Annotated in this window: 13 protein-coding genes; 6 read left to right on the forward strand and 7 right to left on the reverse strand. The window is 58.1% G+C overall.

Annotated features, from left to right (window positions below):
- Nucleotides 1-23 precede the first annotated feature (23 nt).
- Genes FYJ63_RS06200 through FYJ63_RS06210 form a run of 3 tightly spaced genes read right to left on the reverse strand, consistent with a single transcriptional unit; the run spans nt 24 to nt 4,559 of the window.
- A complete protein-coding gene (locus FYJ63_RS06200) occupies nt 24-1,325 on the reverse strand; it encodes an exopolyphosphatase (protein ID WP_154544846.1) in 1,302 nt (433 codons plus the stop codon).
- On the reverse strand, nt 1,325-2,824 hold the full coding sequence (locus tag FYJ63_RS06205; protein ID WP_154544848.1) for a hypothetical protein: 1,500 nt from the start codon (nt 2,822-2,824) through the stop codon (nt 1,325-1,327). Before FYJ63_RS06205 ends, FYJ63_RS06200 begins: the two co-directional genes overlap by 1 nt.
- A 10-nt stretch (nt 2,825-2,834) precedes the next feature.
- On the reverse strand, nt 2,835-4,559 hold the full coding sequence (locus tag FYJ63_RS06210; protein WP_338106854.1) for a hypothetical protein: 1,725 nt from the start codon (nt 4,557-4,559) through the stop codon (nt 2,835-2,837).
- A gap of 125 nt (nt 4,560-4,684) precedes the next feature.
- Here FYJ63_RS06210 and FYJ63_RS06215 point away from each other — a divergent pair, with 125 nt between their 5' ends.
- From FYJ63_RS06215 to miaA, 3 genes are all read left to right on the forward strand, one after another.
- Nucleotides 4,685-6,070: a hypothetical protein gene (locus FYJ63_RS06215; protein WP_229770017.1), complete on the forward strand. Its 1,386-nt coding sequence runs from the start codon at nt 4,685-4,687 to the stop codon at nt 6,068-6,070.
- A 61-nt stretch (nt 6,071-6,131) separates the two neighbouring features.
- Nucleotides 6,132-7,667 (forward strand): tRNA (N6-isopentenyl adenosine(37)-C2)-methylthiotransferase MiaB, encoded by a 1,536-nt coding sequence (miaB, locus tag FYJ63_RS06220; RefSeq protein ID WP_338106856.1) that lies wholly within the window; start codon nt 6,132-6,134, stop codon nt 7,665-7,667.
- A 366-nt stretch (nt 7,668-8,033) separates the two neighbouring features.
- On the forward strand, nt 8,034-8,993 hold the full coding sequence (miaA, locus tag FYJ63_RS06230) for a tRNA (adenosine(37)-N6)-dimethylallyltransferase MiaA (protein WP_154544852.1): 960 nt from the start codon (nt 8,034-8,036) through the stop codon (nt 8,991-8,993).
- Here miaA and FYJ63_RS06235 read toward each other — a convergent pair whose 3' ends face one another.
- From FYJ63_RS06235 to FYJ63_RS06245, 3 genes are all read right to left on the reverse strand, one after another.
- Complete coding sequence (locus FYJ63_RS06235) at nt 8,994-9,923, reverse strand: hypothetical protein (protein WP_229770018.1); 930 nt, start codon at nt 9,921-9,923, stop codon at nt 8,994-8,996. It lies immediately after the preceding gene.
- Between the two features lie 72 nt (nt 9,924-9,995).
- Nucleotides 9,996-10,628, reverse strand: coding sequence for a class I SAM-dependent methyltransferase (locus FYJ63_RS06240; protein ID WP_154544854.1), 633 nt, complete (start codon nt 10,626-10,628; stop codon nt 9,996-9,998).
- A 25-nt stretch (nt 10,629-10,653) separates the two neighbouring features.
- On the reverse strand, nt 10,654-11,571 hold the full coding sequence (locus tag FYJ63_RS06245) for a hypothetical protein (RefSeq protein WP_229770019.1): 918 nt from the start codon (nt 11,569-11,571) through the stop codon (nt 10,654-10,656).
- A gap of 47 nt (nt 11,572-11,618) precedes the next feature.
- On the opposite strand from FYJ63_RS06245, the gene hflX reads away from it, so the two are divergent.
- Nucleotides 11,619-13,088: a GTPase HflX gene (gene hflX, locus FYJ63_RS06250; RefSeq protein ID WP_154544856.1), complete on the forward strand. Its 1,470-nt coding sequence runs from the start codon at nt 11,619-11,621 to the stop codon at nt 13,086-13,088.
- Nucleotides 13,081-15,108 carry an ATP-dependent DNA helicase gene (locus FYJ63_RS06255; protein ID WP_154544858.1) on the forward strand — a complete coding sequence of 676 codons (2,028 nt, stop codon included), beginning with the start codon at nt 13,081-13,083 and terminating at the stop codon, nt 15,106-15,108. Before hflX ends, FYJ63_RS06255 begins: the two co-directional genes overlap by 8 nt.
- Before the next feature lie 72 nt (nt 15,109-15,180).
- Here the strand turns inward: FYJ63_RS06255 and lexA are convergent, their stop codons facing one another.
- Complete coding sequence (gene lexA / locus FYJ63_RS06260) at nt 15,181-15,873, reverse strand: transcriptional repressor LexA (protein ID WP_277028395.1); 693 nt, start codon at nt 15,871-15,873, stop codon at nt 15,181-15,183.
- A gap of 271 nt (nt 15,874-16,144) precedes the next feature.
- Between lexA and FYJ63_RS06265 the strand changes: the two genes are divergently transcribed.
- A complete protein-coding gene (locus FYJ63_RS06265) occupies nt 16,145-16,585 on the forward strand; it encodes a LysM peptidoglycan-binding domain-containing protein (protein ID WP_154544860.1) in 441 nt (146 codons plus the stop codon).
- The last annotated feature ends 10 nt before the right edge of the window (nt 16,586-16,595 follow it).

Below are 16,595 nucleotides of genomic sequence, written 5' to 3' on the forward strand. Positions count from 1 at the left end.
ACCCCCGTACACGTAGCGCGCCTTCAACGTCGAGTCTTGATCCACAAACGGTCAAAGGCCCAAGCCGATAGCTCTCCGGCAACCTCCCGATCACGGTCCAAAGCATGCAATAAATCCCCGGCCTCTCGCATGAGCGCCAGCGCCCAATTGGTGGTTTTCTCACGGTCAGAGCCCGCCGAGGCCATGAGCTGCACCGCGCATTTCCGGAGATAACGAGCCCGCAGCAACGGCTGTTCACTATACAAATCGGCCGCGGACCCGTAGAGGCCGGCGGCCCGAATGCCTTGCAGGTCGCGAGCGGCCAAATCCGCGGCGATTACGGTGAACTCCTGTTCGAGGCCCAAATCATGGATCCGGTGCGCATAAGTCGCGACCTCTTCGGCATATTCGATCCCTTTCTTGGCTCGTCCCATGCGGTTTAGGGCCTGGGCTAAAATCGACTTCACCCCTACGCGCCGCGCTTGTCCAAGGTTCAGCCGGTCGAAGAGTTTCAGAGCCTGAATCCCGTGGGTAATCACATCGATATCTGCGTAGATAGCTGCATCGAGTTCAGTGCGGGTCGCCTCCAACATGGCCTCTTGCAGTAGCAACCCCTCCGACTTGGCGACCCTGATGAGCTCCTCGACGAGGGTAAAAGCCGCCCCATAGTCCCCGGCGTCTTTCTCAATCTGGAGCCGCATCATCCCCAAAGCCATTCGCGCTCCTTGGGCATCTTTGAAAATCCCGAGGTTACTTTCCGAATCATCCAGGAGGAAAATGGCCTGAGACTCTTGCCCCTCGGCGAGATAAATCTGGGCCGCCAATAAGGTGGTATCCAACCGCAGGCTCTCGGTTTCCCGAGAGGCCTCCTGTTGCAAAATCTTCGCGGCCTTAATATCCCCGAGCCACAGTAGGCACTCCGAAAGCACCACCATGGCCTCTGACTTCGTTTTCGAAAGGGGCAGTGGGCCGAGCATTTTTATCAAGCCGGTGGCGGTGGCGGTGGCCTCCTGCGGATCCATCTTCTCCAACAGCAGCCGCAAGGCTTGAGCGAGAGCCAAAGTGGCGCCTACCTGGTCGCGAGCTCCGTGCGACCACAGGGCAACCTGCCGCCAAGCGGTGGCTGCGGCCTCGTTCTCGCCGCGAGCCACCAGCATGTCCGCCCACAGTCGCATCACATTGAGATTTTCCGCTAGCGAGCGGGTCTCGGAGCCTTTAAACGGATTGGCTAGGGGAAAAGCCTGCAAAGCGTAGGCCAGTAAACGCAGGCTTACTGAATGGCTGGCGGAAACATATTGCGCGGCAATATCCGGCAGTAGCAGGGTGTTCTCCAGTCGCCTCGCCATTATGAATCTTCCTTCACTTTTGTTTTTACCGAGCTTTCCCCGGAAAGACCGCTGAGCCACTCTCGAAGCGTGTTCCATCTCGCTAACTCGGCGGCGCCGCGGTCGAGGTCTCCCTCTGGAGTAGACACTAGCAGAGCTAAGGCCTTGTTCAGGAGATCTTCAGCTAAGGATAAGGCAGTTCGGACTTCGATGGCGCTCAAATCGGTTGGTTTTGCGGGTGTGGGGTAGAAAGCTTCCTCCAGGCTCGCTGTGGTTTCGTCCCCGGGGGAGTCTGGTTCAACAAGGGCTTGCGGGGGTTGCAGGCCGACGGTCTCGATGACAGCCTCGGCTTCTTTTCTCAGAAAACGCGCCTGGATGGCCACCGATCCGACGGAGAGCTCAGCGCAAAACCCGTAGAGATTCGCGGCTCGAGCCTGGTCTCCAACCTTGCGAGCCGCCTTGGCTCCCATCTCGTAGAGGAGAATGGCAGAAGCCACATCCCCGTGTTCGCGGGCGCGGGTTCCTGCGATTTCGGCGCAATTGAGCGCCTGGAGGTGTTTGTCGAGGCTGGAGAGAGTCTCTACCAGAACAATATCTAGGGTTCGCACCACCTCATTGTTGACCCCGATTTCGTGAGCTTGATCCAAAGCCCAAGACGCTAAATCCACCACGATTTCTGACTTGCCCAACTCCACGAGGGAAGAGACCTGTTCCATGGCGGAGACCACCGCGAGGTAGGGAAGCTCATAGTCGCGACACAAATCCGTCACGATACGCAGATGGTTGGCGGCGTCTGCGTGGCGTCCCACAGCGCGATACCAGGTTCCCAAAAACTGTCTCACCTCGACTTGGAGGGCGAGGGGATCTTCCGAATCGCGCCCCAAAATGAGCTCCCCGAACTCGAGAGCCTCATCGATCTCCCCATTGCACGCCAGTAAAACCGCATCCGCCAAGTCAAGGCTGGCACGTAAAGACTCCTTATCGGGACAAATGATGCGGGCTTGGGCGAGGGTCTCGCGTCCATCATCGTTGGCGCCAATCAGCGCGAAACCGTGGGTGAGATGGACCAGCGTTGCAGTAGCGAGATCGGGGTTTTGACTCAGGGCCGTGGGGTGTGACTCGAGGAGTCCCGCAATGTCCCTCAAATCATCTCGAATCGAGCCGACAAAGGGGGAGCCATGCTCTGTGTCATCATCGAGGCGAAAAGACCGGTCCACGTGGAGCTGCGCCAAAGCAGCTGCTTGAGATACCACATCTCCCATGCCGGCGGCTTGGGTGGCGGCGAACTTGTAGATAGCGCGGCAGGCGTTAACATCCCCCAAAGTGTCGAGCAAGGTAGCCCGCAGTCTTAGAAAAGCAATGGAATTCGCTGGTTTTACCGCGCTCAGCGGGGCGTTGGGGAAAAAGCGAAGCATCCGATCCGCGAGCCGCCACGCGAAAGAGCCGGTGGCGGTGGCATAGGCCTCACACAATTCGTCCAGCGTCTGCGGGAGGGGCGGGAGGGTAATACGCTGGGACATGGCTCTAAGTTTATCCTGCTATCAGGGCTAAATTTTCCAGCAGCGCGCGAGAGGAGGCGGGAATCGTTCCGTCGACGAAAGCGTCGGCGCGGATGAGCCAATTGCGGGCCTGGGTGAGTTCCCCCACCTGCCAATAGGCCTGTACGAGATAACTGGCTAGACGCAGGGATTGACGGTGTTCATCAAGCTGCTCTCCCACTTCCAGCAAGGGCAGAGCCGAGTCGATGAGGTCATCCCACTTGCCGGTCATCCCGAGAATGGCCACCTGGTTGGCGCCAAACAGGAGCCGTTCCTTCTTCCCCGAAATTTCCGGAGGCAGAGAATCGAAATCGAAGCTGGCCGTGGCCTTACCGAAACGCTGGAGCGCCGCTTGGCCCTTGGTGAAATCCAAGAGGTGAAATTCTGGGACGGGTTTCTGGGTCCAAGCCGGATCATCAAGGGGCGGCAGGAGCCACGTGGTGCTCGTTTGGTCAAGTCCCAGTTCAGTGAGGAGTTCCTCCACCGCAAGGTGCGCCTCTATCAGGGGCTTCACCTTGCTGAAGTCGCACATGGGCGGCTCGCGCAGACTCTCCGCAGTGCGAGTGGAGACGGTGTTATTAGCGTTGCGGGCATCAAATGCCAGCGACAGGCGTCGCGCCACCCGTTCCAGGCGAACCTGGGCGGTGGCGAGAGTGTCGCTGGGCTGAATCGTCTCGAAGGGCAGCCACTGGTTTTCTCCACTAATCGTGAAACCCAGCGTGGGGATGGGGGCGCCGGTGCCGATATAGGCACCTACCGCTCGTTTCAGGAAAGTCGCTCCCGCTCGGGTAGAGACCAGTAAATCCCAGGGATCTTCCGGGTTGGAAAACCAATGCGCGTGGGTGCCGAGCATCTCCAATCCCTCCGACAGGTTCCAGGTTGCGGCGCAATACCGCAGGTGAGCGGCAATGTCGCCGAGATATTGGGAGGTTTCGCTTTGCTGACGGTAACTCCGCTCGTGAGCCCGCCACGCGGCATCTCCTTCCGCAGCCCAAGCCAGCGGGAGCATCAAAAGGGTATTGATGTCATCGGGTCGCAAGCATTGCCAGCCGGCCTCCGCAGTGCGTTCCAAAGCGTCACGGTAGAGAGCCAGGGCGTGGGCATATTCGGAAGAATTCACGGCCCAAGCAATGCGGGAACGAAAATGGTGGAGAGGACAGTCGATTTCGTCGTTCACCACTCGAGGAATTTCCTCCAGCTCGGCGACAATATCGAGGGACTCTCGCGCCGCGAGGCGGTGGCCGAGACCCAGTTCAACCTGGTGGCGCGTCATTTGGCGAGAATGCAAGCCGATTCCCGCGTCCACGGCGTAATGCTCGGTCCAAAACAAGAGGTTATTGATGATTTCCGCCGGAACTTTCGGGTGACGCGCTGCCAGAACCGGAATTTGGAGCATCTGGGTCGCCAGGGTCAGGGCCTGTTCCTCATTCGGGTTCACTTCCCCGTGGGCGATTTCGTCAAGAATCCACGAAAACGTGGCCAGGGCATACTCCGTGTCTCCCGACTCCAAGGAATCCCACACGATTTCGAGGCGCACGGAGATCTCCATGTCTTCCAGGCCGTGTTTGGAGGCGAGCCGAGCCAAATCCAAGAGATGACGAAGCCGTTCCTCACCCAAGGGCTCACCCAGGGTTTCGGCCATCTCATTTTGAATTTGGGCAGCCAAGAGTTCCGGATCCACTCCGGGAACAAAACCTTGGGTCTCGAAAAAGCTCACTTTCCTAATCCTAGAGTGAGTTTTTGCTCTGTCCTAAAAACTCGCGGGGGTGTCGCGGCGCGTCACAGCCCAAAATGGGGCCAGCCCCGATAAGGTAGCCTTGGAAAGCAGGGGAGGGGGTCTTGATGGAATCATATTCTGCCGCGGTTCTAGCCACACAGCTCATGAACGCCAGTTCGATTCCCCCGGGAATTCCCCGCACCAAAGCAACCCTCGACGTGGTCAATGCAGCTAAAGAGGCCGGATTCGACGATCTGTTGGCCCAAGCGGAGCTGGAGCTCATCGGGTGCTACCTAGAAGGACGCAACTCCGGTAAAGCGCTGGAGGCTTTTTCTTCGACCCTCACCAGGCTGCTCTACCGCCCCGAGCTCTACGATTTTCGAGAAATCTCCCAACTGGGGAGATTTTTCCCCGCCGTGATAGTGAGTGCCTGTCATCATCCGGATGTTCCTCTGTCGCTCATCAACCATCTCCTGGTGGGACTAGAGGCTTTCCAAGAAACTCTCGCGCCTACGCCGGCAGCCTCGGATTATCTGCGCCACCAAGTGCGGCTGGCTCTCGGCCGGAGCATTGCGGACCGCACCTACCTTGACCACGCGATAGACCGCATTAGTCCGGCTGATTCTCATTCCTTGCAGCGCGCTATTGACATCACCCAGATTGAGATGGCGATAGGGGCCCACCCCGAGATGGCACTGGAAGTCTCCTGGCGGATGTTAACCCACGAGATTCCTGCCGCCCAGAAAGCCCGCCTCTTGCGGGTCATGCTTCCCGGGTTGGTTGCTGAGAAGGCTTGGCAGGTAGCGTGGGAGGCTCATCTGATTTCTTATGAATACGATCGGGACAGTGGAAGGCTTACCGATTTGGCGGAGCATTTTCGTTTCCTGGCAGTTACGGGAATGTGGCGGCGTCTGGCTCTCGTGTTGGAACGTCACCTGTCTTTGATTCGCCATGCGCATGATCCGTGGGATTTACTCTGTGGGATACGGGGAATTGTGGGGGCTCTGGAGTCCTTGGATTTGAACGGATACGGCGGCTATCAGTTGAAGGTTTCCCTAGCGGGTTCCTCGCGTTTTCATGAACTTCCGGCCCTGGTCAGACCGACCGTTCGGGAGGCCAGAGACCTCTTGGGAGAAGCGCTTAGTGGTTTGGCCAGCCGTTTTGATGAGCGCAACGGGACAGTAGAAGTGTCTGTTTCCCTCGGGTTACTCGATTTCGAGCCTCTACCAGACGGGATTCTCCTCGCCGGAAACGAGGGGGATGCCAGGTTCTTGGCTAGACTTTTGCGGGCGCGCGCCCTGCTGGAATGCGACCAGGGCTTTGACGCGCTGCTGTTGTTGGGGGGACTGGAACAGACGAACTTTCCTTCCGTGTCGCGCCTCGCTCCGGAGATCCGGATGCTGACTGCGTTGGCCCGTATGCAGATGAGCCACGACGCCGCCGACCACCTGGAATCCCGCGGAGAGGGGTCGGGAGACGAAGCCGGTGAGGAATCCCGCGAAGCCAGTTGATTGCTTCACATTGGTGGTATCGGGGCTTACGGCTTAGAATATCTCGGTGACTAATCCAGCCATTTCCCAAGATTTTTCCGTCTCCAGCCTAGAAACGACAACCCCAGACTTGCCGCGCACCTATCACGTCGTGACGCTCGGATGTCAGATGAATGAACACGACTCGGAGCGGATGGCGGGATTGTTGGACGCCGAAGGCATGGTGCCGGTGGCGAACGTTCCTGAAAAGGCCGCGCGGGCGACGAACGCGGGTGACGGGGGAGCCGATGTGGTGGTTTTGAACACCTGTTCCGTCAGGGAAAACGCGGCAACAAAGCTCTACGGTCATCTCGGCCAATTGGCGGACGTGAAACGGAACCGGCCCGGCATGATGATTGCGGTGGGGGGATGTTTCGCTCAGCAAGAGGGCAACGCGATTTTAAAGCGAGCCCCCTGGGTGGACGCCATTTTCGGAACCCACAATATCGACGTCCTGCCGGTGCTTTTGAAGCGTGCCGCCCACAACCAGGAGGCCGCGGTTGAACTCGAAGAAACCCTGAAAGTATTTCCTTCTGTGCTTCCCGCCCACCGCGTTTCTCCGGCCTCTGCCTGGGTATCAATCAGCGTCGGCTGCAACAACACTTGCACGTTTTGTATCGTCCCGAGCCTGCGCGGGCGTGAACGCGACCGAGAACCCGCGGAGATTTTGGAGGAGGTCAAAGCGGTGGTGGATGCCGGAGCGCAAGAAGTGACTTTGCTCGGCCAAAATGTGAACTCTTACGGGGCAGGATTTGGCAGACGCGGGGCTTTCGCGGAGCTCTTGCGGGGAGTCGGCGCGGTGACGGGCCTGGAACGTTTGCGCTTTACTTCCCCGCATCCGGCCGCCTTCACCGAAGATGTCATCGAGGCAATGGCCGAAACACCCACCGTCATGCCTTCACTGCATTTCCCGCTCCAATCCGGATCTGACAGGGTTTTGCGTCAAATGCGGCGTTCCTATCGGGTGGAGCGATTCTTACGGATTCTTAGAGACGTGCGCGAGGCGATTCCCGAGGCAGCCATAACGACCGACGTCATTGTGGGTTTCCCCGGGGAAACCGAGGAGGATTTTCAAGCGACTCTCGACGTTTTAGAAGAAGCCCGTTTCGCGGCGGCCTTCACTTTCATCTATTCACGGCGTCCCGGAACGCCCGCTGCGGACCGCGAAGACCAGGTAGACCCGGAAGTCATCAGCGAACGCTACCGTCGCCTACTTGACCTGCAAGAACGCATCTCGACCGAGGAAAACGAGGCTCAGGAAGGCAAAACCATCGAGGTTCTCGTCGGCGCGGAAGGCACTAAAGATCAGGCCACCGGCCGGATGAGCGGGCGGGCGCGGGACAACCGACTCGTGCATTTTGCGCTCCCCGCTGACGGTAGCGCCTCCGCGCCGCGGCCCGGCGATTTCGTGACCGTCCAGGTCACTCATGGTGCCCCGCATCATCTCGTCGCTGATTCCGCTCTCGAGCCGGACGGTCTTTTCGAGGTGCGGCGAACGCGCGCCGGCGACCTCTGGGAGGCGACACATTCTCCGGCTCCCACAGGCACCCTTCTAGGATTACCCATATTACAGTCCTGAGCTATTAACGTAAGGTAGGAGAAGCACGAGTGCGACGCGGAGCGTTCGGGAGGGCTCGCAGCAGCGGGGCGCGGCGGCAACACGAGCCGCCGCGTAAAACGGCGGAGCCGAATAAGAAACGCGAAAGCGTTTCCGGCGAAGCACCGTTTGAGAAAGGGTCCTATTGTGGTGGGGAGCGAAGCGACGCCGACACAATGTGGGCGCGGTGGCATCGCGCGGAGCGCGAGTGAGCCGCCGCGTAACTGGCGGAGCGGATCAAACGACGGCAATTAGCCGTCGTCCGCGAAGCACCTAATAAAAACTCCCTCGCTGGCTGCAAGAGCCCCTCCCGCGCGACGCAAGCCCGACAGGAAGGAATGAACCTTAATGCTTGTGACGATTGTGGGGCCGACGGCGAGTGGAAAAAGCGATTTAGCGCTGGATCTCGCTGAGGCTCTCCTGGCCGAGGCTGCGTTCACCAAGCGCTTCCCTGGCGGGGTCGAAATCGTTGGCGCCGATGCCTTCCAGCTCTATAGGGGAATGGATATCGGCACGGCGAAAACTCCGCCCGAAGAGCGCCGTGGCATCCCTCACCACCAGATTGATGTGCTGTGGCCCGATACGGAGGCCTCGGTGGCGGCTTACCAGCGCCACGCCCGTGAGGATGTCCTCGCTATCCAAAACCGTCAGGCTTTGCCGCTAGTGGTGGGGGGTAGCGGGCTTTATGTGCGGGCGCTTACTGATAACTTGGAATTTCCTCCGACCGATCCGGAGGTGCGAGCCCACTTTCAGCAACTTGCCGACCGCGAGGGAGGGGAGAAACTCCACGAAATGCTGGAGGCCTGCGACCCGCAGGCGGCCGCTCAAATCGAGCCAAAAAATACGCGGAGACTGGTGCGCGCTCTCGAAGTGATTGAACTCACGGGGAAGCCTTTCACCGCCACTTTGCCTGATGGTACCTACTGGCAGAAAGACACTCGCCAGTTCTATTTGATCCCAGACCCGCAAGTTCTTGATGAGCGGATTAACGCCCGCGCGAAAGCCATGTTTGTCGGCGGGCTCCTTGATGAAACTGAAAAACTCCTCGCAGACCAAGCCCATCCCTTGGGGGTGACTGCGGCAAAAGCGACGGGTTACCGCGAGGCCATTGCGGTATTGCGCGGAGACATGACCGTTCCTGAGGCGGTCGAGTCCACAGCGCTTTCAACCCGACAGCTGTCGCGGCGCCAAATCAAATGGTTCCGCCGTGACAAACGCCTCGTTTCCTTGCATCCCGAGGTGGGACTGAACCGAGAAACAATCATGGAAGACATTGTGACTCTGGAGTCACGCGAGAGCAGAACTTGATTACCCAAACAAACGGGGATGCTTATTGACGAAGTGGGAGAACAAATCCGCCCCGACACCCATCCCGACGAGGATCTGGGTATCCAACTGGCGTTCCGACAGGCCCTCACCGGTGGAAATCAGGTAGTCAAACCGCAGGTACGGGTGGTTTCGCATTCCCATAATGCTGGTCGTTCCGAGGCAGTTATACCAGTTAGAGCCGTTGACCGCGAGGAACAAATCCTCTGCGGATGCCGGACGCGGCAACTCCACCAAAGTGGAGACGGACATCCAGGTATCCTCTCCGAAGAGTCGCAATACCGTTCCTTGTGAACTGTCCAGGAGACGGAAGACGGTACCGTCACGTTGCACGCGAAGTTGCAGACGCCCGCAGGCCGCCTCTACAAAATCGGCATCCACCGGATGAGTGGTGGAGTTATCAGAAAAACCGACCGGCATCTGGAGGACGTGCTGTTTTTTAAGCAAATTTTGGTGGAAGAAGTATTTGTTCGGCGGGGGAGTCCAAGCGAAATCCGACTCCAGCCTAGACGTGAAACGCTCCAACATAATCAGCGATAGCAGGAGGCTCGCCTCCAACTGTTGATTTCCCATCCCGGCGGCCACTTGCAGACCGGTTTGGGTACAGATGTGAAAGTGATCCCCGTGGTCATTAACCACTGCTCGCGGGCCGACGGCTTCGCGGTTGTGGTGGGAAATATAGGGGAAAAGCTCTGCTTGCTGGTGGGCGTCAATGACCCCGCGCCACACGCTGCGAACCCGCAAAACCCCCGTCACCAGGTCTATGTAGCTGGTGGCGGTCTCGCCCGGTACCATTACCGTGCGCATCGAATTGTAAACGTCCACGACATAGTTGCGGCCAGTGCTGTCTAAAGCATCACAGATGCGATCTAGCGTGACCACTTTCGGACGTTGTGCGGTCAACTGCGGCATAGCTAAATGTTAGTTGGATAGCGAGAAAATAGGGCCGAAACCGCGGAAGTAAAATCCGGAAGTTCCAAAAAATTAGAGTTTTCGGAGAAGTTTCAAGACTCGAAAACCCTTTGAGGAAGCGATTTTTTCGCCGTTCCAGCCGTTATTAAGCGCCCAATCCAAGAAAGGGTCAGAGCCTAGATTCTTCCCCATTACGAGATACGCCTCGCCGCCGATCTTCAGTTTTTCACGCCAGGCGTCCCACAGGTTGTGAAGTGCGGTTTTTCCGATTCTTACCGGCGGATTTGACCAAATGACATCAATCGATGCCGCAGAAAGCTCCGCGAAGGCTCCGGCCTCATCAAGGACCCGCACGTTGGGTAGCCCATTGGCCTTAGCATTTATTGCCGTGAGCTCGCGGGCGCGCGCATTCACATCCACCGCCAGAATCTCAGCTTCGGGCCGCAACCGCGCCATCACCAGCGTGAGCGGTCCCCACCCGCAACCCACATCTACAAAGATCCCGCTCTCGGGAAGTTCTGGAACCTTACGCAGGAGGACCGACGTGCCTTTATCGAGTCTGTCACCGGAAAAAACTCCCGCTGCAGTGTGTACCTGGAAGGACATTCCCGCGAGTTCCACCGCGAGTTCTTTCGGGCGTTCGGCGGAGGAAGGCGCGGCGGTGAAATACTGTTCACCAGGGGATACGTGAGAGTTGGGGGTCATTAGCGGAGTTCCTTTGTTGAATTCATTAAAACAGTTTCGCCACAATCATGGAAAAAAGCGAGGTCAACACGCTCATGACCAGGGCCAGGAAGAAGGCTCCGAGAACGGAGTGGGTGAAAAAATGTAGACACAGTCCAGCTCCGAGGGCCGAAAACACGAACTCCATAATCCAAGCCGCGGGTTTAGCCAGGCGCATCATACCGGCCAGGGCTTGCGCTACTTGGTCTAGGACGACCAAGACGATGGTAATCAACGAGGCGAGTCCGAGGTAGGGCCAAAAATCTTCGAAAACCACCGCAATTTCGGTCGGTCCCCATCCGGAAAGGAGTAAAACGCACAGGGTGGGGACGATGAGAGCGGCGAGATTTCCAATAATCCGGGCCGCGGTTTCCACCTGGTTCAACTGGGATGGTGCGGCTGCGGGGGGCGGCGGGGTCGGGGTGGTTGACCGTGGCGCGGCGGGCGCAGGTCTTCCGCTCGGGTGAGGATCAGGTGGATTCAACAAGGGAGAGCCAGACCCTGCGGGCGGTTCTTCCCTCAGCGGGGGCTTTACTGGGGGAGAAGCGTAGCGGGTTTCTTCCACGGGAGGCTCAATCGCCGCCCTATCAGGAGATTCGGGGAGAGGCTTAGCTTTAGAGCGAGGAGGTTCGTGCTTTCGAACCCGTCCCTCGATGACTTTCGGATCTTTTGGTCTGAGCCGCTCGGGCAGTTTGATTTTCGGGTCGCGACTAGCGGCCTCGAGGATAATTTCCTCCTCCGGTCTCCAATCGGGGACATTGAACAAGGCCTTTTCGCGGCGCTTCCGATATTCCTTGGCATCACTGGGAATTGGGGCGGTGCGCGGCAGGGACTGACCGAAGGCGGCGCGGCGTCCTCGCTGCGGTGTCGAGTTAGCACCATTTTCGGGGGTAGGGTTCGCGTTATCCTTAAAACTCAAAGCCATTGCACCTCTCGGTCGGTATAGATGAATTTTAACGGAAGGGAACTAACTTGGGGCTAAATGAGACTGATTCTCCCAATTTAGGCGTCACCGGAGAGCAGGCTGCTCGCTGGGAAGACCGCTATGCCTTGGGACGCGTGGAATCTCTGGGCTCAAAAGTTGATGACATTTCCGAAGTGGAATACCGCGAGGTGCGCCTCGAAAGAGTCATTTTGGTGGGAATCTATCAAAGTGACCGCGACGAGGCCGAGCGTTCGTTGCGCGAGCTGGCTGCCTTAGCGGAAACTGCAGGGGCTCAAGTACTGGCCGGTTTGACTCAACGGCGCGATAAACCGGACTCAGCGACTTTCCTTGGAGCCGGAAAAGCCCGAGAGCTGCGCGCGGAAGTCGCTACCTTGGAAGCGGACACGGTTATCGTTGACGACGAATTGGCGCCTTCCCAGCGTCGCGCTTTGGAAGACGTAGTGAAAGTAAAAGTCATTGATCGCACAGCCGTGATTTTGGATATTTTCGCCACTCACGCTACCTCTCGGGAAGGAAAAGCCCAGGTGGAGCTAGCCCAGCTCGAATATTTGTTGCCGCGGCTGCGCGGCTGGGGTGAATCCATGAGCCGCCAAGCGGGGGGACGCGCCGCGGGAGGCGAAGGAATCGGCTCGAGGGGTCCGGGCGAAACCAAGATTGAACTGGATCGACGCCGGATTCGAACCCGCATGGCACGGCTGCGACGCTTGTTGAAAGAGATGGCTCCCAGCCGCGAGGCGAAACGCGCCGCCAGGCGTTCCGGTGGGATTCCGGCCGTGGCGATTGTGGGCTATACGAACGCGGGGAAATCCTCTTTGCTAAACCGGTTGACCGGCGCGGATGTTTTGGTTCATAACGCCCTGTTCGCGACTTTGGACCCGAGTGTCCGCAAGACGCTCACCCCTTCGGGGAGAGCCTATACCTTGGCGGATACGGTAGGTTTCGTGCGCCGTCTTCCCACTGAACTTGTGGAGGCTTTCCGTTCCACCTTGGAAGAAACCGCGATGGCTGACCTGATTCTTCACGTGGTGGATGCCACGAATCCGGATCCTTCGGGTGAAATCGAGGCGGTGAATGAGACTCTCGATGCCATCGAGGGAATCCGAAAAATTCCGGTGGTGATGGTCATCAATAAGATTGATGCAGCTCTCGCGCCGACTCTCGCCCTGTTGCGACGCCTGATTCCAAACGGAGTGGAGATCTCCGCGGCAAGCGGGGCGGGAATCGAAGAGCTGAAGGCGATTATTGAAGAGCGCCTGCCCTCACCCGCACAACACGTGCGAGTTCTCGTGAAGTGGGAAAACCTGGGCTTATTGGAGCGAATCTACCGCGAGGGGCGCTTGGAGAGTCGAGAAACCCGCGAGGACGGAACCTTTGTGGATGCCTGGGTTCCTCCCGCTTTGGGGGCAAAACTACTGGATCAGGCCTTGGAAAGTCCGGCGCGTGTCGAAGGACCGCAATTTGGTGAACACACACAAAATGGGGGATTAGATGAGTGATTTTGGGGCCCAATGTGAAAGCGTACTGGCCGAAGCCGTGGCTCTGCTCGGCGGAAGTGAACGCTGCGGCCAGGTGGAGATGGCGCGGGCTGTTTCTCAAACCTTCCAGGAAGAGGGTCGCCTTGCGGTCCAGGCAGGAACCGGAACCGGAAAGTCTTTGGGCTACCTGGTGCCAGCCCTCCTCCACGCGGTCAACAACGACGCGCGAGTAGTGGTTTCGACCGCGACTTTGGCGCTCCAACACCAAATCATCAATAAGGATGCTCCGATTGCCTTGCAGGCTTTGCGAAACGTCGTGGGGGTCTCCCCGCGAGTGGAAGTGTTGAAGGGATGGCAAAACTATGTTTGCCTGCATAAACTCAACGGTGGATATGAGGGAACCGGAGAGGATCTGTTCACCGCAGCGGAAAACTCTGCGGGAGTTGGAAACGAGATTGACTCCTCCGACAGTGGGACGAAACGACCTCGGGCGCCCCGCGGCTATGTGGCTCAAACCAAGCGTCTCTATGAGTGGGCTCGCGAGACCCAGACTGGGGATCGCGACGAGGCTCCCAGCGGGATTTCCGCGCGGGCGTGGCGTCAGGTTTCCCTTTCCAGCCTCGAATGTGTGGGGGAGAAATGCCCCTTCCGAGGCGAATGTTTCCAGGTTCATGCCCGTGAAAAAGCTACGGAAGCCGAGGTTGTGGTGACGAATCACGCCATGCTAGGCCTCGCGGCCGCGGGACGCCCCACGCCCCTGCCTGAGTTTGAGGCGCTGGTGGTTGATGAAGCCCATGAACTCGCTGAGCGGGTCCGGTCCCAGGCCACTTCGGAGTTGAGTGGGGCGATGGTGGCTTCAGTAGGGAAAGTGTCCGGTCGACTTGGGCTTGACTGTACGGAACGGATCAATGACCAGGCCTTGGTGATTGATCTCTTTCTGAACGGTTTGGAGGCCAAACGCTACCAGTCAGTGCCTACCGAAATTCAAGAGTGTCAAACCTTGCTGATTCCTGCTTTGAAGCAGGGGCTGTTGGAACTCAGTAGTCGCTCCGACGAGGAAGGGAACTCTAAAGAAGACGCGCAGGTGGCAGTAGCAAAAGGTGCCCTCTCAGGCCTGTTGGACACGTTGGAGGCCATGAATCCCGCAAGCGTGGAGTCCGGGGAAAACGTGTTGTGGCTGTCTCGAGGTCGCGGGAAAGAAGCGGATCAAGAACCGCGACTCTATGTTGCCCCGCTGAATGTGGCAGATAAGTTGTCGGCTCGAATCTGGGACGAGACGGCCGTAGTCGTGACCTCCGCCACGCTAAAGCTCGGAGGCAGTTTTTCACCGGTCCTCCACACGATTGGTCTCGATTTGGGGCTGCCCACGACAAAAACCCTTGATGTCGGGACGCCGTTTAGTCCGGAGAAACAGGGGATTCTCTACCTGGCGAAAGACCTTCCTGCCCCGGGGCGAGGGGAACATCCGGAAGTGTTTTGGGAGCGTCTCGTGGACTTGGTGCAGGCTTCGCGCGGGGGAGCCTTGGGCCTGTTCTCGTCACGGAAAATGGCAGAAATGGCAGGGGAAGTCTTGCGAGAAAGAACCGATTTTCCGATCTTGGTGCAAGGCGAGGACTCGATGGCTTCGTTGGTGAAAGAGATGCGGGAAGACGCGGAGGCTTGCCTGATGGGAACCTTGTCGCTGTGGCAGGGGGTGGATCTTCCGGGCGATACCTGCCGCTTGGTGATTATTGATCGAGTGCCGTTCCCCGTGCCGAGTGACCCGATGGTTCAGGCACGCTCCGAAGCCGCCCAGTTGGCGGGGCGTAATCCCTTTATGGAGGTCTCTGTCACTCATGCGGCGCTCTTGATGGCTCAGGGCGCGGGGAGACTGTTGAGATCCCATGAGGATCGTGGCGTGGTGGCCGTGCTGGATTCACGGGTGGCCTACAAGAACTATGGGAAATTCCTCGTTGCCTCTATGCCGCCGTTGTGGCCGACAACAGATGCGGACTTGATTCTCGCGGCGCTGCGCCGTCTCGCAAAGAGCATATTTGAGTGAGAACCTTCGCGGACGATTGTGACTTGGTGAAGGCCTAGCCGGAGCAAAGCTGCGGTGTCCTCGGGGAAAACCCTAAAGGGAGCGAATCACGGTGACGACTTTACCGAGAACTGTAGCCATATCGCCGGGAATCGGGTCAAAACTAGGGTTGTGGGGCAGGAGCCAGACGTGTTTACCGTCGCGGGAAAATTCCTTCACCGTAGCCTCCCCGTCCAACATGGCCGCCACAATATCCCCGTTGCGAGCCTCGTTTTGTGCGCGAACCACCACCCAGTCTCCGTCCATAATCGCAGCGTCTCGCATGGATTCGCCCTGGACCTCCAGCATGAATAGTTCTCCGGAGCCGGTGAAACGCCGGGGCAGGGCAAAGGTGTCTTCCACCATTTCTTCGGCGGTGATGGGCGTTCCAGCGGCGATGCGACCCACGAGGGGAACCGCGTTCGACGCCTCGGTATCGGCAATACCAACCGGAATCGTGGTGACGGTGGTTCGCGGCGTGTCCTCGGCGTGTCCCTTGGAATCAGGGGAATATTTCGCCTCCAACGCTTCGGGAAGCTTCACGAATTCAAGAGCGCGAGGCTGGTTCGGGACGCGGCGCAGATAACCTTTTTCAATCAAAACATCGAGGTGGTGCTGGACAGATGAGGGGGATGACAGCCCCATTTCGTGGGCTAACTCACGCACGGAAGGCGGATAGCTCAACTCGCGACTCAGCCGGTACAAAGTCGCCAGCACTTCCTGCTGGCGTTTCGTCAAATCACTCACGTCTCATCCTTTCCTTTCCGCTTCTCTTTGTGTCATGTTTTCTTTCTCAAACCCAACTTTCTGTTGTAATAGCGACCAAAAGTGGCAGTTTGTCGAAGCGGGATTTTCGTTTTGAGCCTCCTGGGAGACTTGTTTTGTCGACGGATTTTCGCTTTCAGAAATCAATATTCGCACAAATGTTCGATTTTGACTCGACAACTCGCCGACAATGTTCTATATTATACGTACAGATGTTCGAACGGACAAGTGTTCGAGTGGATGGAGGATTGAGATGACGGCATTATTGGCTCCGGCTTTGGAGGAAGAAGCTTACGCATTCGACTATTCAGTTTTGGCCCCGAATCATCCGGCGGTGCGCTCCAAACGAGCTGTCACTCCCTTGCGCTTGGTGTCCACGACGGAGCCTGCCCCAGCGCTTTCTCTGTCCTGGCAGGCGCTGGCTTGGCGCGCTGCCTTCTTCATCTTGGCATTGGTGGCGGCGGTGGTTCTCGGTTCCCTGGTAGGAATCGGCCTTGACTCGAGTTTCGGGATGGTTCCTGTTGACTACTTCTCCCATACGGTTGTTCCCGGGGATAACCTCTGGAATCTCGCCGCCGCCAATGCTGGGGCTCTTTCGACTGACGAGATGGTGGCTCAAATCATGAACGCAAACCATCTCGATGCCGCCTCGGTCCTAACCGCGGGTCAAGAGATTTTGATTCCAGTGTTCTAGGCGGGAAAAG

Origin of the sequence: Mobiluncus porci, assembly GCF_009695935.1 — a bacterium.
In the GTDB taxonomy this organism is placed as follows: Bacteria; Actinomycetota; Actinomycetes; order Actinomycetales; family Actinomycetaceae; genus Mobiluncus; species Mobiluncus porci.

Bases quoted from the DNA above. Each gene is read 5' to 3' on its own strand.
- FYJ63_RS06255 (WP_154544858.1), top strand. From the start codon at position 13,081: ATGAGTGATTTTGGGGCCCAATGTGAAAGCGTACTGGCCGAAGCCGTG.
- FYJ63_RS06235 (WP_229770018.1), bottom strand. From the start codon at position 9,923: ATGCCGCAGTTGACCGCACAACGTCCGAAAGTGGTCACGCTAGATCGC.
- FYJ63_RS06200 (WP_154544846.1), bottom strand. From the start codon at position 1,325: ATGGCGAGGCGACTGGAGAACACCCTGCTACTGCCGGATATTGCCGCG.
- miaA (WP_154544852.1), top strand. From the start codon at position 8,034: ATGCTTGTGACGATTGTGGGGCCGACGGCGAGTGGAAAAAGCGATTTA.
- FYJ63_RS06265 (WP_154544860.1), top strand. From the start codon at position 16,145: ATGACGGCATTATTGGCTCCGGCTTTGGAGGAAGAAGCTTACGCATTC.
- FYJ63_RS06205 (WP_154544848.1), bottom strand. From the start codon at position 2,824: ATGTCCCAGCGTATTACCCTCCCGCCCCTCCCGCAGACGCTGGACGAA.
- FYJ63_RS06240 (WP_154544854.1), bottom strand. From the start codon at position 10,628: ATGACCCCCAACTCTCACGTATCCCCTGGTGAACAGTATTTCACCGCC.
- FYJ63_RS06245 (WP_229770019.1), bottom strand. From the start codon at position 11,571: ATGGCTTTGAGTTTTAAGGATAACGCGAACCCTACCCCCGAAAATGGT.
- FYJ63_RS06215 (WP_229770017.1), top strand. From the start codon at position 4,685: ATGGAATCATATTCTGCCGCGGTTCTAGCCACACAGCTCATGAACGCC.